The following is a 26,038-nucleotide window of genomic DNA, read 5'->3' on the forward strand; positions in this document are numbered from 1 at the left end:
CGGGCACATCCCACCCGGTTCAGCGACCCCGAGGCAACCCCATGACCGAGCGTTTTTCTTTTGACCTGAAAGCCACCGATGGCAAGGCCAGAACCGGCGTGATCAACACGCCGCGCGGCGAGGTGCGGACACCTGCGTTCATGCCCGTGGGTACGGCGGCGACGGTCAAGGCGATGATGCCCGAAAGCGTACGCGCGACCGGAGCGGACATCCTTCTGGGCAACACCTATCACCTGATGCTGCGCCCTACGGCAGAGCGCATTGATCGTCTTGGCGGCTTGCACAAGTTCATGAATTGGGAGCGGCCCATCCTGACGGACTCGGGCGGGTTTCAGGTCATGTCTCTGGCCGGATTGCGCAAACTGACCGAAAAGGGCGTGACGTTCAAATCTCATGTCGACGGGTCCAAGCATGAGCTGACGCCAGAGCGGTCGATGGAGATTCAACGCCTGCTGGGCTCGGACATTGTCATGTGTTTCGACGAATGCCCGGCTTTGCCTGCGGACCGGGACCGTATCGCCGAGTCGATGCGCCTGTCGATGCGGTGGGCCGAGCGGTCGCGCGAAGCATTCGGGGACCGCCCGGGTCACGCGTTGTTTGGCATCATGCAGGGCGGGCTGGAACAGGACCTGCGCGAGGAAAGCGCTGAGGCACTCAAGCAGATTGGGTTCGAAGGGTATGCCGTTGGCGGTCTGGCCGTGGGCGAGGGGCAAGAGGCCATGTTCGATTGCCTTAACTACGCTCCTGACTTTCTGCCGGTCGATAAGCCGCGCTACTTGATGGGTGTAGGCAAGCCAGACGACATCGTCGGCGCGGTCGCGCGCGGTATCGACATGATGGATTGTGTTCTGCCGTCCCGGTCAGGGCGCACCGGGCAGGTGTTTACGCGATACGGTGTCGTGAACATTAAAAACGCCCGTCACGCCGATGATCCGCGCCCGCTGGATGAGCAGTGTACGTGCCCGGCCTGTTCGAACTATTCTCGTGCCTATCTGCACCATGTATTCCGCTCGAACGAGATGATCTCGGGGATGCTGCTGACCTGGCACAACCTGCATTATTTTCAGGAAATCATGCAAGGTATGCGCGACGCCATCGCGGCGGGCACGTTTGAGGCTTGGCAGGCCGATTTCCACGCGAAACGAGCGCAGGGCGATATCGAGCCGCTTTAACGCGCCGGGCCCTCAGTGACAAAACGCCGATGTCTTGTTAGTCTGGCTTCAGATTTTTCAAGTCAGTTTCAAGTTTTGTATTGGGGGTACTCATGCCTCGTTTTCTACTAAATTCTGTCTTTTTTGTCCTGTTGGCGACGGGTGCTCAGGCGGATGTCTGGACGTTTGAAACACCGTCCAAAACATCCAGTGCTCGGTTGGGCAAGATCTGAACGGATCAGACATCTACTGCACCATTATTGAGCGTCGGGGCGATCCTGCCATGCCGCGTCCGGCGGATTGCCAGTCGGATTGGGGGCATGATTTCTTCATGTTGAATACCGGCCCGGTTCAGATGATGTGCGAACCGCTCAACCGAAATCGCGACGGGTTCGAGAGGGCCGAATACGGCGTGACCGGAGAATTTGGTGGGTTCACCTGCCATTCCTCGAAAAAGGGGCTGGAGTGCAAAAATCAGGACGGTCACGGGTTTTTCCTGTCACGGGCAGTCCAGAGGGTGTTCTAGCGCGTGCTTTTTCAACCCTGCTGGCATGTTTTATTAAATTCAGTGGATATGTCCGCCGGACGCCTTGCAGTCCGGTAAACCTCGGGTCATTCTGAACCGTGATACACGACGGTAAGGTTGAAAAAGGGCGATGAGGCCCCACTTTTATCGTCCAAGACAGGAGATGGCCGAGCGTTGCCTTATTCAGGGACCGGAGCCGTCTTGCCAACGATAAGGATTGAGCATGCAAGAGCCCCTTAATTCCTCATACCCCGTACTTCCGCTGCGCGATATCGTGGTGTTCCCACACATGATCGTGCCGCTGTTCGTGGGTCGGGAAAAATCCGTCCGCGCATTGGAAGAAGTGATGCAGGACGACAAGCAGATTCTGCTGTCCAGCCAGATCGACCCGGGCGATGATGACCCGGTCGAAGACGGAATTTACCGTTCTGGTGTTCTGGCCAATGTTCTGCAATTGCTGAAACTGCCCGATGGTACCGTAAAGGTGCTGGTCGAAGGGCAGGCGCGCGTGCAGATCACCGAGTTTCTTGAAAACGAAGAGTTTTTCGAAGCCCGTGCCGAATATTTGACCGAAATTCCGGGCGACGTGACCACGACCGAAGCGCTGCTGCGCACCGTCGCGGATGAGTTCGAGCGCTACGCCAAAGTGCGCAAAAACATCCCCGAAGAAGCGCTGACCGCGGTTGGTGAGACCGCCGAGCCCTCCAAGTTGGCCGACCTTGTGTCGGGTCATCTGGGCATCGAGGTCGAGCAAAAGCAGGAACTGCTGGAGACGCTCTCGGTCAGCGAGCGGCTTGAGAAGGTCTATGGCCTGATGCAGGGCGAGATGTCGGTTCTGCAGGTCGAGAAAAAGATCAAGACCCGCGTCAAATCCCAGATGGAGAAGACGCAGCGCGAGTACTATCTGAATGAGCAGATGAAGGCGATTCAGAAGGAGCTTGGCGATGGTGAGGACGGCAGCAATGAAGTTGCCGAACTGGAAGCCAAAATCGCCGAGACCAAGCTGTCGAAAGAGGCGCGTGAAAAAGCCGAAGGCGAGCTGAAAAAGCTGCGCAACATGAGCCCGATGTCGGCTGAGGCCACCGTCGTGCGCAACTATCTGGACTGGATTCTTGCGTTGCCGTGGGGCACCAAATCCCGCGTCAAAAAGGATCTGGGCCGGGCGCAGGACATTCTGGACGCCGATCACTATGGCCTTGAGAAGGTCAAGGAACGGATCGTTGAATATCTGGCGGTGCAGCAGCGTTCGAAAAAGCTGAAAGGCCCGATCCTGTGCCTTGTTGGCCCTCCGGGTGTGGGTAAAACCAGCTTGGGTAAATCCGTTGCCAAGGCCACAGGGCGCGAGTTCATCCGCATCTCGTTGGGTGGCGTGCGCGACGAATCCGAGATTCGTGGCCACCGTCGGACCTATATCGGCTCGATGCCCGGCAAGATCATCCAAGCGCTGAAAAAGGCAAAAACCACGAACCCGCTCATCCTGCTCGACGAGATCGACAAGATGGGTCAGGACTTCCGTGGTGACCCGGCTTCGGCGATGCTGGAAGTGTTGGACCCGGAACAGAACAGCACGTTCATGGACCACTATCTTGAGGTCGAATATGACCTGTCCAACGTGATGTTCCTGACCACGTCGAACAGCTACAACATGCCTGGGCCTCTGCTGGACCGGATGGAGATCATCCCGCTGGCCGGTTACACCGAAGAGGAAAAGAGCGAGATCGCCAAGCAGCACCTGATCAGCAAGCAGGTCAAGAACCATGGTCTGAAGGCCAAGGAGTTTGAGCTGACCGATGATGCGCTGCAAAAGATGATCCGTACTTACACCCGCGAGGCGGGCGTGCGGAACCTCGAACGTGAGATCGCTAAGGTCGCGCGGAAATCGCTGACCAAGATCATCAAGAAAGAGGCGGACTCGATCACCGTGACGCCGGACAATCTGGATGAGTTCCTTGGTGTTCCGAAATATCGCTATGGGCTGGCTGAACAGGACGATCAGGTCGGTGTTGTCACCGGTCTGGCGTGGACCTCCGTAGGTGGGGATTTGCTGCAAATCGAGGCACTGAAACTACCCGGCAAAGGGCGGATGAAGACCACCGGGAAGCTGGGCGATGTGATGAAGGAATCCATCGACGCGGCCTCGTCTTATGTGCGGTCAATCTCGCCTCAGATCGGGGTGAAGCCGCCGAAGTTCGACACGCTGGATATCCACGTCCACGTGCCGGATGGGGCGACGCCCAAGGACGGCCCGAGTGCTGGTCTGGCGATGGTGACCTCGATCGTGTCGGTGCTGACCGGTATTCCGGTGCGCAAGGATATCGCGATGACCGGTGAGGTTTCGTTGCGCGGCAACGCGATGCCGATTGGCGGTTTGAAAGAGAAACTGCTGGCGGCCCTGCGCGGTGGCATCAAGACCGTTCTCATCCCGGAAGAGAACGAAAAGGATCTGGCCGAGATTCCGGGCAATGTGAAGGAAGGGCTGGAGATCATCCCGGTCACGCATGTCTCGGAAGTTCTGAAACACGCGCTGATCAGCGAGCCGGAACCGGTTGAATGGGATGAGGCGGCGGAAGAAGCTGCGGCAGCAGCGGCCAAGGCGGCCGAAGATGCCGGGCGATCGGCAACAGCGCATTAAACAGATCAAAGGCGGGGGTGACCCCGCCTTTTTTACAACCCGATGATGGGTTGTTTCGGATCCAGAATCTCTTCCTCGGCGATGTATTCCCGAAACTTATGCACGGGCAGGGCAGAGCGCACTGCCAGACCAAAGATCACGGCGGAAAACAGCACGCACAGCACGATGTCCCATCCGAACGGGATTTGCTTCAGCGCGCCGTCTCCGAACTGACCGAGATAGGAAATCAGCCCGATCCCGATCAGGTAAGGCACCAACCACAGGGCTTCGGTTACATCCATCTCGTCCAGCCGATTGCGGAACCGTGCTAGTAGAAGGATCATTCCGATTACCAGAGCGACGCCAAGGCGCCAGACCGTGTCCCAACCGCTCCAGTAGACGACAAGCGTTGCGATGGCGAAGGCCGAGACCGCGACAAGTTTCACCGCCGGGATGCGGATGGATCGGGGGTGATCCGGCATCAGATGGCGCAGGCACACGACGGCAATCGGGCCAACCGCAAAGGACAGCACGATTGCGGCACCGTTGAGCGCGATGACAGTGGTGAAGGGGACCGTCAGCAGAAACAGCACCCCGATCAGGAAGTTCAGCGCCAGCGCCCACAAAGGCACTCCGAATGAGGAGAGAATCATCAAGCGTCCCGGCAGAAACCCGTTTTTCGACAAGGCCATGGCGATCCGGGCGTTTGATCCCGTCGCAACCAGCCCGTTGCCAAACGGCCCGATCACCGATCCGATGTTCAGAACGCTCAGAAACCAGACAAACCCGACCGAGATGATGACGCCGTCTAGCGGGCCTTGGCCGCCGAAACTCAGGCCGGTCCAGCCGTTTTTCAGCATGTTGGCATCCAGTGCCCCGACAAAGGCGATTTGCAGCCCCAGGTAAATGGCCGCGCACAGTACAATGGACAGGACCAGTGCGGCGGGGATGGCGAATTTGGGGTTTCGAACCTCTCCGGCCATGTCGACCACATGGCGAAACCCGATAAAGGAAAAAATGACCCCTCCGGTTGAAACGGCCGCCATGATGCCTTGCAACCCGTAAGGCGCGAATCCGTCCGGTTGCGTAAAATTCTGTGGGTCGAAACGATTGAAGATCAACAGGGCGGTCAAAATGACCGGGATCGCGATTTTGGCCCATGTCAGCGCAGCGTTCACCTGAGTGAAGAACTTGACGCCCAACGCGTTGACCGCGACGAAGAGCAACATGAAGAACAGGGCGACGGTGATGCCCGCTCCGGTCAGGTCTCCGGTTTCGGCCGTGTGCAGCCACGGAGCATAGGGGGCGAGGTATTTCAGCATGGCCTCAACCTCGATCGGGGCGGTGGTGTTGTAGCCGATCCAGGCTGTCCATCCCATCGCCATCGAGACGATATTGCCATGCGAAAACTGCGGCACCCGCGCTATACCGCCGGGGATCGGCAGCATGGCCGATATCTCTGCGAAGGTGATCGCCAGAACGAACATGGCCACGGCGCCGATGATCCACGAGATTACAGCAGCTGGACCGGCGTGCTGCACGGCAAGAAGGGGACCAAACAACCACCCGGACCCGATGATGCCACCGACCGAGATGAAGGTCAGGCCGAGCAGGCCGATATCCCGTTTCAATTTGGCCACGCCCGTACCTCATCCCTCATTGCCGCATGGCGGTGCGGCCGTTCAGAGCAGGATAAGCAACTGCAGCGATTTCTGGCAAGCGCCTGTCAGGGCTAGGTAAAACCAGCGCAGCCGTACAAAAAGGGGAATGGTGGGTGATAAGAGATTTGAACTCCTGACATCTTCGATGTGAACGAAGCGCTCTACCACTGAGCTAATCACCCGTGAGGACGCCTAATACAGAGAGTTCTGGTGGCTTGCAAGAGCGCCCGACGCGCAATTTTTGGAAATGCAGGCACAAAAAAACAGGCAGCAGAGACCCGCTGCCTGTTGCTATGAAGCAGGACCTTACAGGATGAAGTCGTCTGCGGTCAGATCGTGCAAACCGACAAGTTTGATCATCATCTCAGGTTCTTCGTCGCCGTCAGTGTCCACGTAGACGAAGGTCCTGTCATACAGGGTGCCTTCGAGGTCACTGTGCACGAAATAAATCTCGCCCTGATCTGAGTTCGTAGCCGGGGTTTCTCCGTTGAAGACAAAGTCGTTGTCGCCGACCAGAACCGTGCTGGCATCGATGGCGCTCAGGTCGATCTTGTCCTCTCCGCGGGTGAAGTCCCGGATCAAGTCAGCGGTCTGACGGATGGCAGAACCCTCGTCGATCGAGTTGAAGACGAAAGTGTCATTATCGGCCCCACCGGTCATGTCATCCCGACCGACGCCACCGATCAGGGTGTCATTGCCCTTGCCACCGTAAAGCTTATCCCAGCCGCGGCTGCCCATCACGGTGTCGTCGCCAGCACCGCCTCTCAGGACGTCGTCTTTGATGCCACCGTCCAGAATGTCGTTTCCGGCATTGCCAATAAGATAGTTGACCGTTTCGTCGCCGGTGAGGTTGTCGTTCTGCGCCGACCCAACAACGTGTTCGATGTTCTGGATGGTGTCGATGCCATAACCCGTGTCTTGCGCGCCGTCGTTCGACAGGTCCACGGTGGCCCCGCTGGTGCCCGAGTAATTCAACCAGTCATAGCCCTGGCCACCGTTGATCGTGTCGTTGCCGTCACCGTCTTTGTTTCCAAACCAGTCGTTTCCATTGTCTCCCGACAGACTGTCGTTGCCTATGCCGCCGGTAATCGTGTCATTGCCGTCGCCGCCGAAAATCCTGTCGTCACCGGCACCCCCGGCAAGGGTGTCGTTGCCATAGGCACCATTCAAATAGTTGTTGTGTTCGTTGCCGACCAACCAGTCATTGCCATACCCACCAAAGGCGTTTTCGATTACAACGGTGTTGGCGATGGTGAACCCGCCTGCAATGCCAGAGGCGGACGAGATCTCTCCACCTGCATTGTGGCCCTCAAGATCAGCATCGTTGAGGTTGATGTAGACGTCGCGCCATACGCCAACCGCAGAAATCGCGTCGTTCCCACCGGTGTCCCAAATGGCCTTCCAGAACGTTCCCGCGCCGTTTACGCCCTTGATTTGGTAGATGTCGTTACCAGTTGCATTTTCAGCCGTCCCGTAAATGGCTTGGAGAGCTGCAATGTCCAACGCCATTGGTGTTGCCGAGTCACCATAGGTGTAGCTTGTTACAGGGACATTCGATGCATATCCTGAATTGTAGGACATGATCGTATAGACGCCCTGGTTTTGACCATCGGTGCCATAATCGTCGAAGGGTTCAGTCACGCCGTCGAAGATGGTCGAGCTTCCACCGTTGTCATGCGGGTGGGCCAAGCCAAGGCCGTGTAGAATTTCATGCAGGATTGTAGAGAATCCCGCGCCGCCCTCTTGCAGTCCTTGGTCGCTGTAAATAACCGAGTCGTAGGCGAACAAGCCAAAAAGTGATTTGAAACCATAATCCTGCAACAGCGGTTTATCCCCTGGAACTTGATGAAACCCGACAGAACCAGGGCCTCCCAGTGTTTCCTGCGTGACCACTGCGTAAGTAAAATCCGTGCTAACCAATTCGCCTTGCCAAGTTTTCAAAGGGGTTTCGAGGAAACGGACAGGAATAATTTTTTCGATGATACTCAGAGCAGAGCGAATAGCTGCTTTCATTGGTTCCGGTACAGCCGCTGCTGCCAGGGTGCCATCGTCGAAGTTGTACTCGAGTACAGTCGATCCATATGTCGGTTTTAACGAGGTTCCCCAGATAAGACCGTCCACATAGGTTAAGCCCGTTGGCTCAGGGCCCGGATGAGTTGTGTTGACATATGGCATATATTTTCTACTTCCATCTTTCAAAACACAACCAGAGGGCAGCCACAAAGCACTGTCTTCGGTTGCGTTAGCCTTCCTTTTGACCCCTTAAAATCGGGACCTGCTTTTTTCCTCGGATACTTTCACTTCGAAACTTGCGGGTGCAAGTCGGTAGTCCGAAATTATTGGATTTTGGTACACTGTGTCGTCTCTTGCACACGCAATGTGGCCGAAAAATGACGGCCGGGAAGAGTGTGCAGGATGACGTTGCGAACACGAATGGTTCTATTGATTGTTATGTTCGGGTTAATGCAAAGATGTACATCTTATGCGTGTTTGTCGTGGAATCACTCGGAGCCGAATCCCTGAGAATTCGACAGGCGTTTCGGGTAAGTGATTCCAGTCGCCAGCCGCGGCAAACCCGACCGCATCATCAGTGCGTGAATGGCGTGGTTGGCAGGGGATGCGCCCCTGCGGCGGGAAACAATTTTTACGATCTGGAAAAAAACTTCAAAACGCCGCTTGACGCTGCCCGACCGTAGCCATAATACACCCCAACGTTCAGCAACGAACGGGCAGCGGGCGGTTGTAGCTCAGTTGGTTAGAGTACCGGCCTGTCACGCCGGGGGTCGCGGGTTCGAGCCCCGTCAACCGCGCCATCGCTGCCATCCTTGGTCCAGGGTAAAGGCCACGAAATAGATGCGCGGTTGTAGCTCAGTTGGTTAGAGTACCGGCCTGTCACGCCGGGGGTCGCGGGTTCGAGCCCCGTCAACCGCGCCATTTCCTTCCAGTACCGATGAAATCTATATCCCTTTGTAGGGGCGTGTTTTGTTTCAGGGTTTTGATGTCAGGAGATGTCGGCAATAATCCGGTCGTTCACACTTTGTTCTAACTTTTCTGTTGGAGACTCGGTGTGGCTCGCCTATTTCTAGGACACTTGTGTGTTGGGGGCCAAAATGGCTGAGCTGAAGAATATCGAGGTGCGCGGCGCGCGCGAGCATAACCTCAAAGGCATCGACGTCGATATCCCGCGGGATCAGCTGGTGGTGATCACCGGCCTGTCTGGCTCGGGCAAGTCCTCGTTGGCGTTCGATACGATCTATGCGGAAGGCCAGCGCCGCTATGTCGAAAGCCTGTCGGCCTATGCGCGCCAGTTCCTTGATATGATGGAAAAGCCCGATGTGGATCACATCAGCGGCCTGTCTCCAGCGATTTCGATCGAACAGAAAACCACGTCGAAGAACCCACGCTCGACCGTTGGCACGGTCACTGAGATTTACGACTATCTGCGTCTGTTGTTTGCCCGCGCAGGCACGCCCTACAGCCCCGCGACCGGTCAACCGATTGAGGCGCAACAGGTGCAGGACATGGTCGACCGTATCATGACGATGGAGGAGGGCACGCGCGGGTATCTTCTGGCGCCCATCGTGCGGGACCGGAAGGGGGAATACAAAAAGGAATTCCTCGAACTGCGCAAACAGGGTTTTCAGCGCGTGAAAGTGGATGGCGAGTTCTATGAGCTAGATGAGCCGCCCACGCTGGACAAGAAGTTCCGCCACGATATCGATGTCGTGGTCGACCGACTGGTTGTGCGCGAGGGGATGGAAACGCGTCTGGCCGACAGCCTGCGGACCGCTCTGGATCTGGCAGACGGGATCGCGGTTCTGGAAACCGCGCCGCGCGAAGGTGATCCTGAACGAATTACCTTCAGTGAAAATTTCGCCTGCCCGGTCAGCGGCTTCACCATCCCCGAGATCGAACCCCGTCTGTTTTCATTCAACGCGCCGTTCGGAGCTTGTCCGGACTGCGATGGGCTGGGGGTCGAGCTGTTCTTTGACGAACGGCTTGTAGTGCCGGACCAGACGCTGAAACTCTATGATGGTGCCTTGGCCCCATGGCGCAAAGGAAAGTCACCCTATTTCCTGCAAACCATCGAAGCCATCGCGCGGCATTACGAATTCGACAAGAATACGCCTTGGAAAGACCTGCCGCCAAATGTGCAACAGGTGTTTCTGCGCGGGTCTGGCGATGAGGAAATCCAGTTCCGTTATGACGAAGGCGGTCGGGTGTATCAGGTCACTCGCAGTTTCGAGGGCGTGATTCCCAATATGGAACGGCGCTATCGCGAGACCGACAGCGCCTGGATCCGGGAAGAGTTCGAACGCTACCAGAACAACCGTCCCTGCGGGTCCTGCGAAGGGTATCGCCTGCGCCCCGAGGCTCTGGCCGTCAAGATCGCAGGTCTGCATGTGGGACAGGTTGTTCAGATGTCGATCAGAGAGGCTCTGGCCTGGGTCGAGGATGCTCCGAACCACCTGAGCGTTCAGAAGAACGAAATCGCGCGGGCGATTCTGAAAGAGATTCGCGAGCGGTTGGGTTTCCTGAATAACGTGGGTTTGGAATACCTTACGCTGTCCCGTTCAAGTGGCACCCTGTCCGGGGGTGAAAGCCAACGTATTCGTCTGGCCAGCCAGATCGGCTCGGGTCTGACCGGGGTTCTGTATGTGCTGGATGAGCCTTCGATTGGTCTGCATCAGCGGGACAATGACCGTCTGCTGGGAACGCTCAAGAACCTGCGCGATCAGGGCAACACCGTGATTGTCGTCGAACATGATGAAGAAGCCATCCGTGAGGCGGATTATGTCTTCGATATCGGCCCCGGCGCCGGTGTGCATGGCGGGCAGGTGGTCAGCGAGGGCACGCCCGACCAGATCGCGGCTGACGCGGCCTCGATGACCGGTCAGTATCTGGCGGGTACCCGCGAAATTCCGGTGCCGTCGAAACGGCGTAAGGGAAACAAGAAGAAGGTTTCAGTCGTCAAAGCGACCGGGAACAACCTCAAGACCGTCACCGCCGATTTCCCGCTGGGAAAATTCGTCTGTGTGACCGGTGTATCGGGGGGCGGTAAGTCGACCCTGACGATTGAAACGCTGTTCAAGACGGCCTCGATGCGTTTGAACGGTGCGCGACAGACCCCGGCGCCGTGTGAGACGATCAAAGGGTTGGAGCACTTGGATAAGGTCATCGACATTGACCAACGTCCGATCGGGCGGACTCCACGTTCGAATCCAGCAACTTACACCGGGGCCTTCACCCCGATCCGCGACTGGTTCGCCGGTCTGCCGGAGGCCAAGACGCGCGGCTACAAGCCCGGTCGGTTCAGCTTTAACGTCAAGGGTGGCCGGTGCGAGGCCTGTCAGGGTGACGGTGTTATCAAGATCGAGATGCACTTTCTGCCCGACGTTTACGTGACCTGCGAAACCTGCAAGGGCGCGCGGTATAACCGCGAGACGCTGGAGATCAAGTTCAAGGGCAAGTCCATCGCTGATGTCCTTGATATGACAGTGGAAGACGCGCAGGAGTTCTTTAAGGCCGTGCCGTCGATCCGCGACAAGATGGATGCGCTGGCGCGTGTGGGGCTTGGCTATATCAAGGTCGGCCAGCAAGCGACAACTTTGTCTGGGGGTGAGGCGCAACGGGTCAAGCTGTCCAAGGAACTGTCCAAACGCTCGACCGGGCGGACGCTGTATATTCTGGACGAGCCGACCACCGGGCTGCATTTCGAAGATGTGCGTAAGCTGTTGGAAGTGCTGCATGAATTGGTGGATCAGGGAAACACCGTCGTTGTGATCGAACACAATCTGGACGTGGTGAAAACCGCCGACCACATCATCGACATCGGCCCCGAAGGCGGCGATGGCGGGGGTGAGATTGTGGCAACAGGAACGCCCGAGGATGTGGCCGTGGTCGAGCGCAGCCATACCGGCCGGTATCTTAAACAGATGCTGGATGCGGCGCGCGTCGCAGCGGAGTAATGGGGCTGATCCTCAGTTGAGGATATCAGCCACCGCGCCGATCAGGTTCAGCACCTTTCGCGTGTCAGGATCGACGCGATAGACATAGTCACCGGCGCGGATGTAGCTGCCGCGATTCAGCCCATAGCTGTACGGATCATTGATCCAGCGATAATCGCTGTTGATGTAGTCACCCGTGCGATACAGGTTTTTGACCTGTCCCGGCGGCACGCAAGGCACGGCTTTCTTCGCCAGACCCGGCGGGCAGTGACCGGCCTTACCTTTGCCATTCCCGGCCATGGCCACGCCAGAGCTGAGCGCAAGCGTCAGGATTGCCGTCGAAATGGTCAAAACGCGCGACATCTTACATCCTTTCGCGTGAAAACTGTGGCCAAGGATAGATGGCCGTCGCCGCTCTTTGGGTCAACCCCATGGGCAGGAAGCTGCCCACGGGGCGGGCGCTTAGCCTCGTCCGCGTTTTTCGAACCGCGGCAGCATGGCCGAGAAGTCCATTCCCAGCCCATCCTCGGCCTCGACGAATTTCTCATAAAGTGAGGTTGCCACCTGTCCCATCGGCGTGTCGGCATCCGCGCTTTCGGCAGCCTGTTGGCTGAGCCGCAGGTCCTTCAGCATCAGTTCGGCGGCAAAACCGGGCTGGTATCCGTTGTCTGCCGGGCTGGTCGGGCCGACGCCGGGGGCAGGGCAATAAGCGTTCATCGTCCAGCTATAGCCCGAAGATGTGCTGACCACGTCAAACATCTTTTGCCGATCCAGTCCAAGTTTGTCAGCCAGCGCAAAGGCCTCGCAGGTGGCGATCATTGTGACGCCGAGGATCATGTTATTGCAGATTTTCGCGGCCTGACCGGCACCGGATTCGCCGCAATGTACGGCTTTCTGGCCCATGATGTCGAACAGGGGTTCGGCCTTGGCAAAAGCGTCGTCGCTGCCGCCAGCCATGAAGGTCAGCGTGCCAGCCGCCGCGCCACCGATTCCGCCTGACACCGGAGCATCAACCGCGAGCACGCCGGACTCTTTCGCCTGATCCGCGACGGCGCGGGCGCTGTCGACGTCGACGGTTGAACAGTCAATCCACACCGATCCCGACTGCATCGCGGGGATGATCTCATCCGCCACCGCGCGCAAAATCTGACCGTTCGGAAGCATCGTGATGACGATGTCGGCACCTGAGGCGGCATCGGCGCCTGAACCGACCATGGTGACGCCGGCAACATCGACATCGGCCATGTCAAAACCCGTCACCTCATGCCCGGCTTTGGCCAAGTTGGCGGCCATTGGATTGCCCATGTTGCCCAGGCCGATAAACCCGATTTTCATCTCTTATGTCTCCTCAAAAGTCAGCATGTCTGCACCCAGCGGCTGCAGCATCTTTGACACCGCGACAGCAGGCACGGCCTGATCGGCAAACTGCCAGCGTGGCGTGCGGTCCTTGTCGATGATCTGGGCGCGGATGCCTTCCAGAAAATCTCCGTGCTCCATCGCGCGGAAGGTATAGCGGTATTCCAGTTCCAGTGCTTTGCGCTGGGTCAGGCTGGGGGTGCGCAAGCGGTGCAGCATCTCAACCGTACATGCCATGGAAAGCGGCGAATTGCGGCCCATGAGTTTTTGCGCCTCAGTGGCCACAGAGTGATCGGAATGGGTCAGAGTGTTCAGGATGTCCCCGAGGCTCTCACCGTCAAAACAGGCGTCGATCTCAGGCTGCTGATCCTCCAGTTCGCTTTCCGGTGGCACCGCTGAATGTTTCTGCAGCATTTCGGTGTCACCCGATGCCTCGAGCATCTCGATCAGATCGGACCACTCGGCTAGGGGAATGTAGTGATCGGCAAAACCGGCAAAGATGGCGTCCCCAGGTCCCATGCGGTGGCCTGTGGTGCCCAGATACTCGCCCAGCCGACCGGGGGCCAGGGACAGCATCAGGGTGCTGCCGACGTCCGGCACCAGTCCAATGGAACACTCCGGCAGAGCAATTTTTGAGCTTTCGCCAACGATACGGTGGCTGCCGTGGCAGCCGATGCCGGCGCCGCCACCCATGGTGAAGCCTTGCAGGAAACTGACGACCGGTTTGGGGTATTCAAAGATCAGCGCGTTCAGACGGTATTCGTCCCGCCAGAACGTGCGGCCGTAACCGTAATCACCTTTGATGCCGGTTGCGTAGAGGTCGGCAATGTCGCCGCCCGCACAAAAGGCCTTGTCGCCCTCGGCATCCAGAATGATCAGATCCACGGCGTCATCTTCGCGCCAGTTCCGCAGCGCTGTGTCGATCGCCATGCACATATCATAGGTCAGCGCGTTCAGTGCCTTTGGACGGGTCAAGGTGATGCGCCCGGCGCGGCCCGTGATGCGGATGTCTATGTCAGGCATTGGCCCCTCAGCGTTCGGCAAGCATTTGTCGGGCGACAATGACCCGCATGATTTCATTCGTTCCTTCCAGAATCTGATGCACGCGGAGATCGCGGACCAGTTTCTCGATACCATAATCCGCAAGATACCCGTAGCCACCATGCAATTGCAGGCACTGGTCCACAACCTTGGACCCGGTCTCGGTCACGAATTTCTTGGCCATGGCGCAGAACTTGGTCGCATCGGGCGCGCCCTGATCCAGCTTCCACGCGGCCTGTCGCAGGAAGGTGCGGGCGGCCTGCAGTTCGATCTCCATGTCCGCGAGCCGGAATTGCAATGCCTGAAACTGGTCGATGGATTGGCCAAAAGCTTTGCGTTCCGACATGTATTGCAAGGTCATGTTCAGACCGGCCTGCGCGGCCCCCAGTGAGCAGGAGGCGATGTTCAACCGCCCTCCATCCAGCCCCTTCATCGCGTATTTGAAGCCGTCGCCTTCGGTGCCCACAAGGTTGCCTGCCGGAATTTTGCAATCGTCGAACTGCACCTGCGCCGTGGGTTGGCTTTTCCAGCCCATCTTCTGTTCTAGCGCGCCAAAGCTGAGGCCGGGCGTGCCGTCCTCGACATAGACGGTCGAGATGCCCTTGGGGCCATCCTGCCCGGTGCGCACCATGCAGACATAGGCGTCGGAATAGCCGCCGCCCGAGATAAAGGCCTTGGTGCCGTTCAGCGTGTAGCCTTCATTGGTGCGGTCCGCGCGGGTTTTCAGCGCGGCAGCGTCCGAGCCCGATCCGGGTTCAGTCAGGCAATAGCTGAGCACGGTGTTCAGGCTCAGCACGTCGGGCATGATGCGCGATTTCAGGTCGTCGCTGGCGAAACTGTCCAGCATCTTGGCGCACATGTTGTGGATCGACAGGAACGCCGCGACCGAGGGGCAGGCCATCGAAAGTGCCTCGAACACCAGCGTCGCGTCCAGGCGGGTCAGGCCCGATCCGCCGCTGTCTTCCGAAACATAAAGCCCGCCGAACCCCAATTCACCGATCTGCGGCCAAAGGTCTTTGGGGATGGTCCCATCGGCCTCCCATTGGCGGGCGTTGGGTGCGATGTTGTCCTGCCCGAAATCATAGGCCATATCGAAGATCGCGGTCTGCTCTTCTGTCAGTGCAAAATCCAAGGCTTGCCTCCCACGCTGCCGAATGAATTGAACGAGTGTTTATTTCTGAATTCTTACAGAAATTTTGCACGGTCAGCAATCACCGGCATTGGTACTTCGGGATGTCAAAGGTCGAGGTGGAATTCTTCGATCAGATGCCGGACCACCGCCTTGCCCGGATCATCGCCTTTTGCCACGGCTTCGGCATAGGCGCGGCGCTGTCGCGTGGCCGAGGTACCAGTTTGCGCGATCTGCTGCAGACGGGCCAATTCCGTCATGGTGCCCAGCGCCTCGGCGTCTTCGGCCAGCAGGCCCATCAGTTCGCCCATCAACTCGGGCATCGGTTTAATTGAGCGATCTCCGAAGTCGATCAACCCTTCGCCGACGCCATAGCGCTGCGCACGCCAGCGGTTTTCGCCGATCAGAAACTGGTCGTAATGGCGCCAACGCAGGTTCCGGTCCTTCAGGCGGCACAACATGCGGGTCAGGGCCTGTACCAGCGCGGCCAGCGACAGCGTATGTTCCAGCCGCGGTTGCACGTCCATGATCCGGGTTTCCAGTGTCGGGAATCGGTGTGACGGGCGCAGGTCCCACCAGATCTTCGTCGTGTCCTCGATTACGCCGAGTTCGACCAGAATGCCTGTGGTGCGCTCGTAATCCGACCAACTGGCCAGAACCGGAGGCAGCCCTGTGCGCGGCAGGTTGTCGAACACGGTCAGGCGATAAGAGGACAGGCCGGTATCCTCTCCGTTCCAATAGGGCGAGGACGTCGACAGCGCCAGCAGGTGCGGCAGGAAATACGACAGCTGCGGCATCAGATCGGCGCGTAGGGCAGGGTCCTCAACCCCGACATGCACGTGCATCCCGCAGATCAGCATCCTCCGCGCGACCCCGCCCAGTGCGTGTTGCAGCGCGTCATAGCGATCCTTGCGGGTGTGGTGTTGTTTCTTCCAGTCGGCGAACGGGTGACAGGATACGGCTATAGGGGCGAGGTTATATTCGGCGGCGCGTTCGGCCACACAGGAGCGTAGACGCTTCAGATCCTCGCGGGCGGACTTGACTGTTGTGTGGGGCCGGGTGCCGACCTCGATCTGGCATTGCAAGAATTCGGGGCTGACCTGTCCTTCGAAATCCGACTGGCAGGCCTCCATCAGGGCGGCGGGCGCTTCGGCAAGCTCAAGGCTGTCGCGATCGACCAGCAAATACTCTTCTTCGATGCCCAGCGTGTATTCTTGCTGCATGGCGGACCTCGCATAACTATTCCGACCAGTGAATACGGAAATTCCTGTTTTGCCAAGCGTTTGACGCTGCCCGCCTTGCAGAGGCCCGGCAAGCAGCGGTAAGGAGCAGGCAACAGGAAAGTGGAGCCGCCCCGTGAAACCCAGAAAATTCCCCAAGATCAATGAGGCCCTGAATGAGTTGGGGGTGAAGCTGATCGACAAGGCCGCTGAAAACGACGAGCGCGCCCGACTTGAGGCGTTCGAACGGGCAGGCGGACTGACCCGTCCGGCCTATGCCTTGTCACCGGGGATGGAAGGGTTCGATATCGACCAGCTGGTCGCCGAGTACGGCCAACACGCCGAGGCGCTGGAGGCCCTGAAGGACCCGGCGCGCAATCAGACCGGCTATCGGATCGGCAACGGCTACTATGACAGTCCCGATGCCGACGCACTGTATCTGATGATCCGGCGGTTCGCGCCGAAGCGGGTGATCGAGGTCGGCTGCGGCAACTCGACCCGCGTGACCCGGCAGGCGATCATTGATGGCGGGCTGGACACGCAAATCACGGCGATTGATCCTTACCCTCGGGCGGATATCGCGCATGTCGTGGACCACTTCGAGCAGAAGCGGCTCGAGGAAGTCGACCCGGCGCTGTTCGACCAGCTTGAGGCTGGTGATGTCCTGTTCATCGATTCCAGCCATGTCGTTCGGATGAGCAACGACGTGGCGCATCTGTTCTGCCGCATCATCCCGGCACTGAAACCGGGCGTGGTGATCCATGTCCACGATGTTTTTCTGCCCTACGAATACCCTAAGCGGTTCTTCTACGACTGCCCGGGTTGGGGCGAGCAGTACATGCTGCACGCCCTGCTGCAATCCGGTGCCTTTTCAATGCTTTGGCCTGGGTATTTCCTGCAAAAAGACCGCCCGGATGCGGTCGAGGCCTTGCCGTTCCTGAAGGACGGCCGCGCCCAGAGCATATGGGTGCAGATCAGAGAAAAGTGATCCGGGCTGGCTGAGCTTCCGTACCCCTTTCCATAACAAGCTGGAGAGGAGACAACAGCCATGTTACGCCGCACATTCATGGGCGCCGCCGCCGCACTTACCCTTGCTCTGCCTGTAAAGGCGCAGGCCGCTGATATCGTGGACACCGCCGTTTCGGCCGGATCGTTCAACACTCTGGTCGCTGCGGTTCAGGCCGCCGGGCTGGTCGATACGTTGAAAGGGGATGGTCCGTACACCGTGTTCGCGCCGACCGATGAAGCGTTTGCCGCGTTGCCCGAAGGCACGGTTGAAACGCTGTTGCTGCCGGAGAACAAGGATCAGCTGGTTGAAATCCTGACCTATCACGTGGTTCCGGCCAAGGTGATGTCGGGTGATATCGCGGGCAAACGCGCCAAGGTTCTCACCGTGCAAGGGGACCGTCTGAGCGTGAATGCAAGGAACGGTGTTAAGGTCAATGACGCCGAGGTGGTGCAGGCCGATATCGAGGCAAGCAACGGCGTGATCCACGTGATCGACGCGGTAATGCTGCCGGAATAAGAACACCCCTAAGGAAAAAGCCCCGGTCCTGTTGGCCGGGGCTTTTTGTGTCAGACCAGTCTGACCTGGGTTCCAATCTGGACCAGAGGATACAGCTCTTCGACATGCTGATTGTAGAGGCCGATACAGCCGGATGAGCTTTGACGGCCAATCTTGCGTGTGTCGTGGGTGCCGTGCACCAGATAGGCAGGCCAATCCAGATACATGGCGCGTGTGCCCAGTGGATTGCCGGGGTCGCCGCCCTCCATTCGAACAGGCAGCGAGGGATCGCGTTCGCGCATGGACGCGGTCGGCGTCCAGCTGGGGAATTCGGTTTTGCGCACGATCTTGGTGTAACCGCGCTTGGTCAGTTCCTCGCTCATCGGAACGGAACTCGGATACAGTTTGTATGTCCCGTCCGGGCTCCAATAGTGCACTGCGCGGCTGGTGATATCGGCCAGCAGGCAGCCAACGCCCAACTCATCGAAATGGTCCTGCCAGTTCTGCTGCGAGAACGAGGACACGTTGCGGCGGACCGGCAGTTGCGTGCTGATCGCTTCCTCATCAGTGGGGAACGCATCTATGCTTTGCGCGCGCACGATGGCGGGCGTCGCCAGAAGAGACGCTGCACCCAGCAATGCAGAGCGGCGAGTCATACGGGGATTTGACAAATTGGCCTCCGGTTCAGGAACTGCTCGAGCAATAATCTGCCGTAAAATATTGACCATCGACCCGTTTTTCTAGGGTGTGCAAACTGAATTTATCGTGAAAACGACTGTTTTGGCGGTGCATTGCCGAGAAAAAACCCGGCCTGTAACCGGCCGGGTTTGATTGTTTCGGTATTTGGCCGTGGATCAGTCCATTGCCTTGAAGTTGAACTCGCCACCTTCTTTGATGCCCGAGGGCCAACGCGCGGTGACGGTCTTGGTGCGGGTGTAGAACTTGAAGCTGTCCGGACCGTGCTGGTTCAGGTCGCCGAACATGGATTTTTTCCAGCCGCCAAAGGTGTGGTAGGCCAGCGGCACCGGGATCGGAACGTTGATGCCGACCATGCCGATGTTGATCCGGCTGGCAAAGTCACGTGCGGTGTCGCCATCGCGGGTGAAGATCGCGGTGCCATTGCCGTACTCGTGGTCCATCGCCAGGCCAATCGCCTCTTCGTACGACCCTGCGCGGACGGTCGACAGAACAGGGCCAAAGATCTCCTGTTTGTAGATGTCCATCTCGGGAGTGACGTTGTCGAACAGGTGCGGACCGACAAAGAAGCCGTCCTCATAGCCCTGCAGGCTGAAGTCGCGGTTGTCGACAACCAGCTTGGCGCCTTGCTCAACGCCCGAGTTGATCAGGCCGAGGATACGCTCTTTCGCAGCTGCGGTCACAACGGGGCCCATGTCCACGTCGTCGCCTGCGGTGTAGGGGCCGACTTTCAGCTTTTCGACGCGCGGGATCAGTTTCTCGATCAGGCGATCTGCGGTTTCTTCGCCGACAGGTACAGCGACCGAGATCGCCATGCAGCGTTCGCCCGCCGCGCCGAAACCTGCACCGACCAGCGCGTCAGCCGCCTGATCCAGATCGGCGTCGGGCATGACGATCATGTGGTTCTTGGCACCACCGAAGCACTGCGCGCGTTTGCCGTTGGCGGTTGCGCGGCTGTAGATGTACTGCGCGATCGGGGTCGAACCCACAAAGCTGACGCCCTGAATGATTTCGCTGTCGAGGATGGTGTCCACGGCCTCTTTGTCGCCGTTCACAACCTGGAACACGCCTTTGGGCAGGCCGGCTTCGACAAACAGTTCGGCCAGCATCAGCGGCACCGAGGGGTCACGCTCGGACGGTTTCAGAACCACGGCGTTACCGCAGGCCAGAGCCGGACCGACGTGCCACAGTGGCATCATCGCCGGGAAGTTGAACGGCATGATCGAACCGACAACACCCAGAGGCTGACGCATCGAATACATGTCGATGCCCGGGCCTGCGCTGTCGGTGAATTCACCTTTCAGCATCTGCGGTGCACCGATGCAGTATTCGATCACTTCCAGACCGCGCTGCAGGTCGCCCTTGGCGTCAGGGATGGTTTTACCGTGCTCGCGGCTCAGCGCTTCGGCCAGCTTGTCCATGTCGCGGTTCATCAGACCGACCATGGCCATCATTACACGCGCGCGCTTCTGCGGGTTGGTCGCGCCCCATGCAGGTTGCGCGGCAGCGGCGGCCTCGATGGCGGCGGTGGTTTCCGCAGCACTGGCCATTGGGCAGCGATACTGAACTTCGCCGGTGGCGGGGTTGAACACGTCGTCAAAACGGCCGGATGTTCCAGGGCTCATTTCGCCGTTGAGGAAGTGGGTCAGGTCTTGCATCAAAAACTCCTCCGATAGATTTGAACGCACAATAGGCTTGCAGAAATCGCGCGAACAGAGGCAATGTCTCAAAAGAGCTTTGCAAAAATGCAAAAGGTAGCACATGAATCCGAACTGGGATGACATGCGGGTTTTTCTGGCCGTCGCGCGCGAAGAAAGCCTGTCATCGGCCGGGCGAATACTCAAGATTGATCCTGCCACGGTAGGGCGACGCATTGCCCGGCTTGAGGTGGCATTGGATGCGACGCTGTTCACGAAGTCCCAGCAGGGTTACCTGCTGACGGCGGCGGGGGAGCGCCTGTTGGATCACGGCCTGCAAGCCGAAGAAGCGATGCGTGCGGCGGCGGGAGTTGTAGTGGGCTCCACCAAATCTCTCAGCGGTCAGATTCGGATCGGGGCACCGGATGGCAGCGCTAATTATCTGCTGCCGCAGGTCTGTGCGAAAATCAGCGATGCCAACCCCGACCTGGATATTCAGATTCTGGCCTTGCCGCGGATCATCAACCTGTCCCGACGCGAGGCGGATATGGCCATAACGGTAAGCGCGCCAACTGCGGGAAAGCTTCTGGTCAAAAAAGTCAGCGACTACAAACTGCATATGGTGGCGACGCAGAGCTATCTGGATCGCCACGACCCCATACACTCGGTAACCGATCTGAAAGGGCACCGGTTGATTGGTTATATTCCGGACATGATTTTCGACCGCGAGCTTGATTACCTCAACGATATCGGTGTTGACCGTGTCGCGCTTGCATCGAATTCCGTCTCGGTTCAACTGCGTCAGGTGACGCTTGGCACCGGGGTGTGTGTGGCCCACGACTTTACGTTGCCCTTCCACCGGAACCTACGGAAAATCCTGACGGATCAAGTGAGTTTGACCCGCAGTTTCTATCTTGTACGGCATCAGGGCGACCAGCGCAACGAACGGTTGAACCGCTTTGCCGACGCCCTGACGCAGGGCATCCGTGACGAAGTTGCGCGGCTTGAAGCCGATGCCGACGCTTGACAGGTCGGCCCAATCGCGCAACGCTTTGGAATAAGATTATTATTTCGGAGGTGTTCTTCATGCTCGTACAGGCCATTCTGAAATCCAAGGCAACAGAAGGCGTGGTGACGGTCGAGCCTTCGGCGACGGTCTCAGAAGCTTCGAAGATACTGGCGGACAAACGCATCGGTACTGTTGTCGTGTCCGAAGACGGCGGGCAGACGGCGTCCGGAATCCTGTCCGAACGGGATATCGTGCGCGAGCTGGCCGCAAGCGGCAGCGGATGTCTGAACCAGCCGGTCAGCGCATACATGACGCAAGACCTGGTCACGACGACGCGGCAGGCAACCGTTCAGGATATCATGGCCCGGATGACCGAAGGCCGCTTTCGCCATATGCCCGTGATTGAGGATGGCAAGCTGGTTGGAATTGTGACGCTTGGCGATGTGGTCAAGGCACAGTTGTCGGAACTGGCGATGGAAAAAGATGCGCTGCAAGGTATGATTATGGGCCACTGACGGCCCAAACTTCCGAACTGATCGCTTGCACCTGCATGAAGTTTATGTTTGCTTGCGCAGAAATATTATTGCGCAGGAGGGCGCGATGCGGGTCGGATTATATCCCGGAACCTTTGATCCTATCACTTTGGGTCATATCGACATTATTCGCCGCGCCGCAGCGTTGGTGGATAGATTGGTTATCGGTGTCGCCATCAACCGCGACAAGGGACCGATGTTTAGTCTGGAAGAGCGCGTTGCCATGATCGAAGCGGAATGCGCGCATCTGTCCGAACAGACCGGAACCGAGATTGTTGCCCATCCGTTTGAAAACCTGCTGATCGATTGCGCCCGCGATGTGGGGGCGCAGATCATCGTGCGCGGGCTGCGGGCCGTCGCGGATTTCGAGTATGAATTCCAGATGGTTGGCATGAACCGCGTGCTGGACAACTCGATCGAGACCGTGTTCCTGATGGCCGAGGCCCGGCATCAGGCCATCGCATCAAAACTGGTGAAAGAGATCGCGCGGCTGAACGGGGACGTGTCGAAATTCGTCACGCCCCGGGTCAATGACGCTCTGCGCGAAAAGTTAGGCTAAGGCACCCATCGCGGCGGCTGTGTCCAGCATCCGGTTCGAGAAACCCCATTCGTTGTCGTACCAAGCCAGAACGCGGACCAGCGTGCCGTCAGTGACTTTGGTTTCCGCCAATGACACAGTCGAGCTGTGGGCATCGTGGTTGAAGTCCATTGACACCAAAGGGCGGTTTTCTGCAGCCAGAACGCCGGGAATTTTGGCAGCGGCGTCAACGAACAGCGCGTTTACCTCTTCCTCGGTGGTCGGGCGCGACACCTCGACCACCAGATCCACTACCGATACGTTCGGTGTGGGAACGCGGATCGCCTGACCGGTCAGTTTCCCCGCCAGTTGCGGCAGAACCAGCCCCACAGCGGCGGCGGCCCCGGTTGTGGTGGGGATCATCGACAACGCGGCGGCGCGCGACAGGTAAGGGTCCTTACCTGCGGTATCGTGAACCGGCTGGCTGGCGGTATAGGCGTGAACGGTGGTCATGTTGCCGTGCACGATGCCCAGCCCTGCGTCCAGCGCGGCCGCCACAGGTGACAAGCAGTTTGTGGTACAGGAAGCGTTTGAAACCACGGTATCCTCGGCGGTCAATTCTTGGTCATTTACGCCAAATACAACCGTCTTAACTGCGCCGTCACCGCGGGCAGGGGCAGAGATCAGTACTTTTTTCGAGCCGTTTTTCAGATGCCGTTCAGCGGCTTCGCGTGTGCGGAACACTCCGGTGCATTCCAGAACCACGTCGACATCCGACCAGTTCAGCGCCTCAGGGTCGCGTTCGCTGCTCAGCCGGATCGGGCCAGCGCCAACGTCCAGGCCTTCTTCGGTCAGCGTAACTTTGTTGGGATAGCGGCCATGTACACTGTCGAACTCAAACAGATGCGCGTTCATTTCTGGCTTGGCCAGATCGTTGATCGCAACGATTTCCACGTCCGTTCGCCCGGTCTCCATCACTGCGCGCAAAACGCCGCGTCCGATCCGCCCGAATCCGTTGATTGCCAGCTTGAGTGTCATTTTCTGCTCCGTCCGAATTTCGGCTAAGTAAGGTTAGCGCTAACATCATCAGATCAGCGGAAATGTCAAGCAAAACCTCAGTCAGCGCCAGATGGCGACCCAGTCCAGAAAGGCGTAGAGTTTTTTTCCGAGGAAGATCAGATGCTCGGGACCAAAGAATGCATAATCAACAATGATCGCGCCAAGGATCATGAGGCCGAGCCAGATAGCGATTTGATTGGTCATTGCGGCCCCGAACGAAAATGCCCGCCCAGATAACCTGAGCGGGCAAAGAGGTTCAAGATTTCGAAACGGTCTTAGTTAAGGTGACCCATGGCAACGGCCACGTCGGCCATACGGACCGAGAAGCCCCATTCATTGTCATACCAGGCCAGAACGCGAACCAGACGGCCATCGACAACACGGGTCTGATCCGGTGCGAAGATCGAGCTTTCCTCGGTGTGGTTGAAATCGGTCGAGACAAGCGGTGCGGGCTCGTAGCCCAGAACGCGCTGCATCGGGCCTTGCGCGGCTTCGCGCACGATCTCGTTAACCTCGTCTACGGTCACCTCGCGCGAGGCACGGAAGGTCAGGTCAACGGCCGAGACGTTCGGGGTGGGAACGCGGATCGCCGAGCCATCCAGACGGCCTTTCAGGTTCGGCAGTACCTCACCCAGAGCCTTGGCGGCACCGGTCGAGGTCGGGATCATCGACATCGCCGCAGCGCGGGCGCGGTACAGGTCGCTGTGACGACGGTCCAGCGTCGGCTGATCACCGGTATAGGCGTGGATCGTGGTCATGATGCCGTTTTCGATGCCGATACCTTCGTCCAGTACCTTGGCAAGCGGAGCAAGGCAGTTCGTGGTGCAGGACCCATTCGAAACCATGTTGTCGTTTGCGGTCAGAGTCTTGTGGTTCACTCCGAACACGATGGTCTTGTCGACATTCTTGCCGGGTGCGGACAGCAGAACCTTGCTGGCGCCACGCTCAAGGTGAGTCTTGGCTTTCAGACCGTCGTTGAATTTGCCGGTGCATTCGAGAACGACGTCGCAGCCTTCCCAGTCCAGCTCGTTCATGTCGTAGGTCGAGAACATCTCCATCGGGCCGCGGCCCAGATCCATGGTGTTGCCATTGATCGCGATGTCGCGGGGAAAACGGCCATGAACGCTGTCATATTTCAGCAGATGCGCGGTTGTTTCCAGCGGGCCGGTCGCGTTGACCTTGATCACTTCGATGTCGTTACGGCCCGACGCGGCGATGTGCGACAGGGTGCAGCGGCCGATGCGGCCAAAACCATTGATACCGACCTTGATGGTCATGTGACGTCTCCAAATGCGCTTGCTTTGCAGGCCATATAGCGGCGATTACTGAATCTCAAAAGAGTAAAATCGGCATATTTTTAAGGTGTTAGCGCAAACCTCATGAGATTGCGCTAACGCTTGCGCTAGCTGTGGGATCGGGTAGGGTCCGGGTGCGGCAGAATACAGGAAAGGATGCGCGATGAGCGGTCTGTTGGCCCTTTTGGATGATGTGGCGGGGATCGCCAAGGTCGCGGCGTCCTCGGTGGATGACGTGGTGGCCGCGGCGGGCAAGGCAGGGGCCAAGACGGCGGGTGTGATCATCGACGACGCGGCAGTCACACCGAAATACGTTCAAGGGTTTGCGCCGGCGCGTGAGTTGCCGATCATCTGGCGCATTGCGCGGGGCTCGGTATTCAACAAGATAGTGCTGCTGCTTCCGGTCGCTTTGCTGCTGGCCAATTTTGCGCCGTGGCTGATCACGCCCTTACTGATGTTGGGCGGGTCGTATTTGTGTTTCGAGGGGGCCGAGAAGATATTCCACGTCCTGTTTCCGCATGGCAGCCACGCCATCGAAGAAGACATGAACGTGCGCGATCCCGGTCATCTGGAGGAACAGAAGGTCAGGGGTGCCATCAAGACCGATTTTATCCTGTCGGCTGAAATCATGACCATTGCACTTGCGGCCATTGAAGCTCCGAATCTGTGGATGCAGGCAGCGACGCTGGCGGTTGTGGGGATTGGTGTCACAGTTGCGGTTTATGGATCGGTCGCGCTGATCGTGAAGATGGATGACGTGGGCCTGTACCTGGCGCAGAACGCGCCGACGCCTATTGGGCGCGGATTGGGGCGCGGTTTGGTCAAGGCGATGCCGGGCGTGTTGAAGACCCTGTCGATCGTTGGGACTGCAGCGATGCTGTGGGTCGGCGGATCGATTGTCATTCACGGGATGGAAGTTCTGGGCTTTGGCTGGCTGGGCCATCACATCCACGACTGGGCCTATGCGATTGGGCATTCAGTTTCCGAGCAGTGGGTGGGTGCTGTGGAATGGATTTCCAAAGCCGCGATGGACGGAATGTTTGGACTCGCCTGGGGACTTGTTTTGATCCCAATTGCGACCAAGGTGATCGGGCCGTTGCTAAACTCAAAGTCGAAAGAGACTAAGACGCATTGAGCGGAGTATA

The 26,038-nt window shown here is 58.4% G+C and carries 22 protein-coding genes and 3 tRNA genes; 12 read left to right on the plus strand and 13 right to left on the minus strand.

The features are described from left to right. Positions 1-41: 41 nt before the first annotated feature. From tgt to lon, 3 genes are all read left to right on the plus strand, one after another. Complete coding sequence (gene tgt / locus GOX88_RS01960; protein ID WP_170398467.1) at positions 42-1,172, plus strand: tRNA guanosine(34) transglycosylase Tgt; 1,131 nt, start codon at positions 42-44, stop codon at positions 1,170-1,172. A gap of 262 nt (positions 1,173-1,434) precedes the next feature. Beyond that, positions 1,435-1,677, plus strand: a complete 243-nt coding sequence (locus GOX88_RS23385; RefSeq protein WP_254443265.1) for a DUF6636 domain-containing protein — start codon at positions 1,435-1,437, stop codon at positions 1,675-1,677. 223 nt (positions 1,678-1,900) lie between these two features. Further along, a complete protein-coding gene (gene lon, locus GOX88_RS01970) occupies positions 1,901-4,309 on the plus strand; it encodes an endopeptidase La (protein ID WP_170398470.1) in 2,409 nt (802 codons plus the stop codon). A 32-nt stretch (positions 4,310-4,341) separates the two neighbouring features. Here lon and GOX88_RS01975 read toward each other — a convergent pair whose 3' ends face one another. The 3 genes from GOX88_RS01975 to GOX88_RS01985 form a co-directional block, all read right to left on the minus strand. Further along, positions 4,342-5,928: an APC family permease gene (locus GOX88_RS01975; protein WP_170398512.1), complete on the minus strand. Its 1,587-nt coding sequence runs from the start codon at positions 5,926-5,928 to the stop codon at positions 4,342-4,344. 128 nt (positions 5,929-6,056) lie between these two features. Then, positions 6,057-6,131: transfer RNA gene (locus GOX88_RS01980), tRNA-Val, on the minus strand. A 124-nt stretch (positions 6,132-6,255) separates the two neighbouring features. Further along, positions 6,256-8,172 carry a M10 family metallopeptidase C-terminal domain-containing protein gene (locus GOX88_RS01985; RefSeq protein ID WP_170398515.1) on the minus strand — a complete coding sequence of 639 codons (1,917 nt, stop codon included), beginning with the start codon at positions 8,170-8,172 and terminating at the stop codon, positions 6,256-6,258. A gap of 513 nt (positions 8,173-8,685) precedes the next feature. Between GOX88_RS01985 and GOX88_RS01990 the strand changes: the two genes are divergently transcribed. The 3 genes from GOX88_RS01990 (at position 8,686) to uvrA (ending at position 11,918) form a co-directional block, all read left to right on the plus strand. After that, positions 8,686-8,762, plus strand: a tRNA-Asp gene (locus GOX88_RS01990). Positions 8,763-8,806: 44 nt separating this feature from the next. Next, positions 8,807-8,883: transfer RNA gene (locus tag GOX88_RS01995), tRNA-Asp, on the plus strand. A 176-nt stretch (positions 8,884-9,059) separates the two neighbouring features. Next, positions 9,060-11,918 carry an excinuclease ABC subunit UvrA gene (gene uvrA, locus GOX88_RS02000; RefSeq protein WP_170398519.1) on the plus strand — a complete coding sequence of 953 codons (2,859 nt, stop codon included), beginning with the start codon at positions 9,060-9,062 and terminating at the stop codon, positions 11,916-11,918. Between the two features lie 12 nt (positions 11,919-11,930). Here the strand turns inward: uvrA and GOX88_RS02005 are convergent, their stop codons facing one another. From GOX88_RS02005 to GOX88_RS02025, 5 genes are all read right to left on the minus strand, one after another. After that, entirely contained in the window at positions 11,931-12,260 is a 330-nt protein-coding gene (locus GOX88_RS02005) for a hypothetical protein (RefSeq protein ID WP_170398522.1), read from the minus strand. 99 nt (positions 12,261-12,359) lie between these two features. Continuing rightward, the gene (gene mmsB, locus GOX88_RS02010; protein WP_170398525.1) at positions 12,360-13,232 is read right to left on the minus strand and encodes a 3-hydroxyisobutyrate dehydrogenase; all 873 of its coding nucleotides are present in this window, start codon (positions 13,230-13,232) and stop codon (positions 12,360-12,362) included. A 3-nt stretch (positions 13,233-13,235) separates the two neighbouring features. Further along, positions 13,236-14,276 carry an enoyl-CoA hydratase/isomerase family protein gene (locus GOX88_RS02015; protein WP_170398532.1) on the minus strand — a complete coding sequence of 347 codons (1,041 nt, stop codon included), beginning with the start codon at positions 14,274-14,276 and terminating at the stop codon, positions 13,236-13,238. Positions 14,277-14,283: 7 nt separating this feature from the next. Next, positions 14,284-15,426, minus strand: coding sequence for an acyl-CoA dehydrogenase family protein (locus GOX88_RS02020; RefSeq protein WP_170398535.1), 1,143 nt, complete (start codon positions 15,424-15,426; stop codon positions 14,284-14,286). A 104-nt stretch (positions 15,427-15,530) separates the two neighbouring features. Then, positions 15,531-16,646, minus strand: a complete 1,116-nt coding sequence (locus tag GOX88_RS02025) for a carboxylate-amine ligase (protein WP_170398538.1) — start codon at positions 16,644-16,646, stop codon at positions 15,531-15,533. Positions 16,647-16,779: 133 nt separating this feature from the next. Here GOX88_RS02025 and GOX88_RS02030 point away from each other — a divergent pair, with 133 nt between their 5' ends. Both GOX88_RS02030 and GOX88_RS02035 read left to right on the plus strand, forming a co-directional pair. After that, positions 16,780-17,631 (plus strand): class I SAM-dependent methyltransferase, encoded by an 852-nt coding sequence (locus tag GOX88_RS02030; RefSeq protein WP_170398541.1) that lies wholly within the window; start codon positions 16,780-16,782, stop codon positions 17,629-17,631. Between the two features lie 60 nt (positions 17,632-17,691). Beyond that, positions 17,692-18,168 (plus strand): fasciclin domain-containing protein, encoded by a 477-nt coding sequence (locus tag GOX88_RS02035; RefSeq protein ID WP_170398544.1) that lies wholly within the window; start codon positions 17,692-17,694, stop codon positions 18,166-18,168. 50 nt (positions 18,169-18,218) lie between these two features. Here the strand turns inward: GOX88_RS02035 and GOX88_RS02040 are convergent, their stop codons facing one another. Then, positions 18,219-18,803, minus strand: coding sequence for a L,D-transpeptidase (locus GOX88_RS02040; protein ID WP_170398547.1), 585 nt, complete (start codon positions 18,801-18,803; stop codon positions 18,219-18,221). 198 nt (positions 18,804-19,001) lie between these two features. Beyond that, on the minus strand, positions 19,002-20,501 hold the full coding sequence (locus GOX88_RS02045) for a CoA-acylating methylmalonate-semialdehyde dehydrogenase (RefSeq protein WP_170398549.1): 1,500 nt from the start codon (positions 20,499-20,501) through the stop codon (positions 19,002-19,004). Between the two features lie 103 nt (positions 20,502-20,604). Between GOX88_RS02045 and GOX88_RS02050 the strand changes: the two genes are divergently transcribed. From GOX88_RS02050 to coaD, 3 genes are all read left to right on the plus strand, one after another. Continuing rightward, positions 20,605-21,507: a LysR family transcriptional regulator gene (locus GOX88_RS02050; protein ID WP_170398552.1), complete on the plus strand. Its 903-nt coding sequence runs from the start codon at positions 20,605-20,607 to the stop codon at positions 21,505-21,507. Between the two features lie 59 nt (positions 21,508-21,566). Next, positions 21,567-22,004, plus strand: coding sequence for a CBS domain-containing protein (locus GOX88_RS02055; protein WP_170398555.1), 438 nt, complete (start codon positions 21,567-21,569; stop codon positions 22,002-22,004). An 85-nt stretch (positions 22,005-22,089) separates the two neighbouring features. Then, positions 22,090-22,581 carry a pantetheine-phosphate adenylyltransferase gene (coaD, locus tag GOX88_RS02060; protein WP_170398557.1) on the plus strand — a complete coding sequence of 164 codons (492 nt, stop codon included), beginning with the start codon at positions 22,090-22,092 and terminating at the stop codon, positions 22,579-22,581. On the opposite strand, the gene gap (GOX88_RS02065) is transcribed toward coaD, so the two are convergent. The 3 genes from gap (GOX88_RS02065) to gap (GOX88_RS02075) form a co-directional block, all read right to left on the minus strand. After that, entirely contained in the window at positions 22,573-23,577 is a 1,005-nt protein-coding gene (gap, locus tag GOX88_RS02065; protein WP_170398560.1) for a type I glyceraldehyde-3-phosphate dehydrogenase, read from the minus strand. The genes coaD and gap (GOX88_RS02065) overlap by 9 nt on opposite strands. 81 nt (positions 23,578-23,658) lie before the next feature. Beyond that, on the minus strand, positions 23,659-23,802 hold the full coding sequence (locus GOX88_RS02070; RefSeq protein WP_170398563.1) for a hypothetical protein: 144 nt from the start codon (positions 23,800-23,802) through the stop codon (positions 23,659-23,661). Positions 23,803-23,873: 71 nt separating this feature from the next. Continuing rightward, on the minus strand, positions 23,874-24,875 hold the full coding sequence (gap, locus tag GOX88_RS02075) for a type I glyceraldehyde-3-phosphate dehydrogenase (protein WP_170398566.1): 1,002 nt from the start codon (positions 24,873-24,875) through the stop codon (positions 23,874-23,876). A gap of 181 nt (positions 24,876-25,056) precedes the next feature. Between gap (GOX88_RS02075) and GOX88_RS02080 the strand changes: the two genes are divergently transcribed. After that, a complete protein-coding gene (locus GOX88_RS02080; RefSeq protein WP_170398569.1) occupies positions 25,057-26,028 on the plus strand; it encodes a DUF808 domain-containing protein in 972 nt (323 codons plus the stop codon). Positions 26,029-26,038 lie beyond the last annotated feature (10 nt).

It is taken from the genome of Ruegeria arenilitoris (assembly GCF_013030985.1).
GTDB classification, from domain to species: domain Bacteria; phylum Pseudomonadota; class Alphaproteobacteria; order Rhodobacterales; family Rhodobacteraceae; genus Ruegeria; species Ruegeria arenilitoris_B.

Bases quoted from the DNA above. Each gene is read 5' to 3' on its own strand.
- tgt (WP_170398467.1), top strand. From the start codon at position 42: ATGACCGAGCGTTTTTCTTTTGACCTGAAAGCCACCGATGGCAAGGCC.
- GOX88_RS23385 (WP_254443265.1), top strand. From the start codon at position 1,435: ATGCCGCGTCCGGCGGATTGCCAGTCGGATTGGGGGCATGATTTCTTC.
- lon (WP_170398470.1), top strand. From the start codon at position 1,901: ATGCAAGAGCCCCTTAATTCCTCATACCCCGTACTTCCGCTGCGCGAT.
- uvrA (WP_170398519.1), top strand. From the start codon at position 9,060: ATGGCTGAGCTGAAGAATATCGAGGTGCGCGGCGCGCGCGAGCATAAC.
- GOX88_RS02005 (WP_170398522.1), bottom strand. From the start codon at position 12,260: ATGTCGCGCGTTTTGACCATTTCGACGGCAATCCTGACGCTTGCGCTC.
- mmsB (WP_170398525.1), bottom strand. From the start codon at position 13,232: ATGAAAATCGGGTTTATCGGCCTGGGCAACATGGGCAATCCAATGGCC.
- GOX88_RS02015 (WP_170398532.1), bottom strand. From the start codon at position 14,276: ATGCCTGACATAGACATCCGCATCACGGGCCGCGCCGGGCGCATCACC.
- GOX88_RS02025 (WP_170398538.1), bottom strand. From the start codon at position 16,646: ATGCAGCAAGAATACACGCTGGGCATCGAAGAAGAGTATTTGCTGGTC.
- GOX88_RS02035 (WP_170398544.1), top strand. From the start codon at position 17,692: ATGTTACGCCGCACATTCATGGGCGCCGCCGCCGCACTTACCCTTGCT.
- GOX88_RS02040 (WP_170398547.1), bottom strand. From the start codon at position 18,803: ATGACTCGCCGCTCTGCATTGCTGGGTGCAGCGTCTCTTCTGGCGACG.
- GOX88_RS02045 (WP_170398549.1), bottom strand. From the start codon at position 20,501: ATGCAAGACCTGACCCACTTCCTCAACGGCGAAATGAGCCCTGGAACA.
- GOX88_RS02050 (WP_170398552.1), top strand. From the start codon at position 20,605: ATGAATCCGAACTGGGATGACATGCGGGTTTTTCTGGCCGTCGCGCGC.
- GOX88_RS02055 (WP_170398555.1), top strand. From the start codon at position 21,567: ATGCTCGTACAGGCCATTCTGAAATCCAAGGCAACAGAAGGCGTGGTG.
- coaD (WP_170398557.1), top strand. From the start codon at position 22,090: ATGCGGGTCGGATTATATCCCGGAACCTTTGATCCTATCACTTTGGGT.
- gap (WP_170398560.1), bottom strand. From the start codon at position 23,577: ATGACACTCAAGCTGGCAATCAACGGATTCGGGCGGATCGGACGCGGC.
- GOX88_RS02070 (WP_170398563.1), bottom strand. From the start codon at position 23,802: ATGACCAATCAAATCGCTATCTGGCTCGGCCTCATGATCCTTGGCGCG.
- gap (WP_170398566.1), bottom strand. From the start codon at position 24,875: ATGACCATCAAGGTCGGTATCAATGGTTTTGGCCGCATCGGCCGCTGC.
- GOX88_RS02080 (WP_170398569.1), top strand. From the start codon at position 25,057: ATGAGCGGTCTGTTGGCCCTTTTGGATGATGTGGCGGGGATCGCCAAG.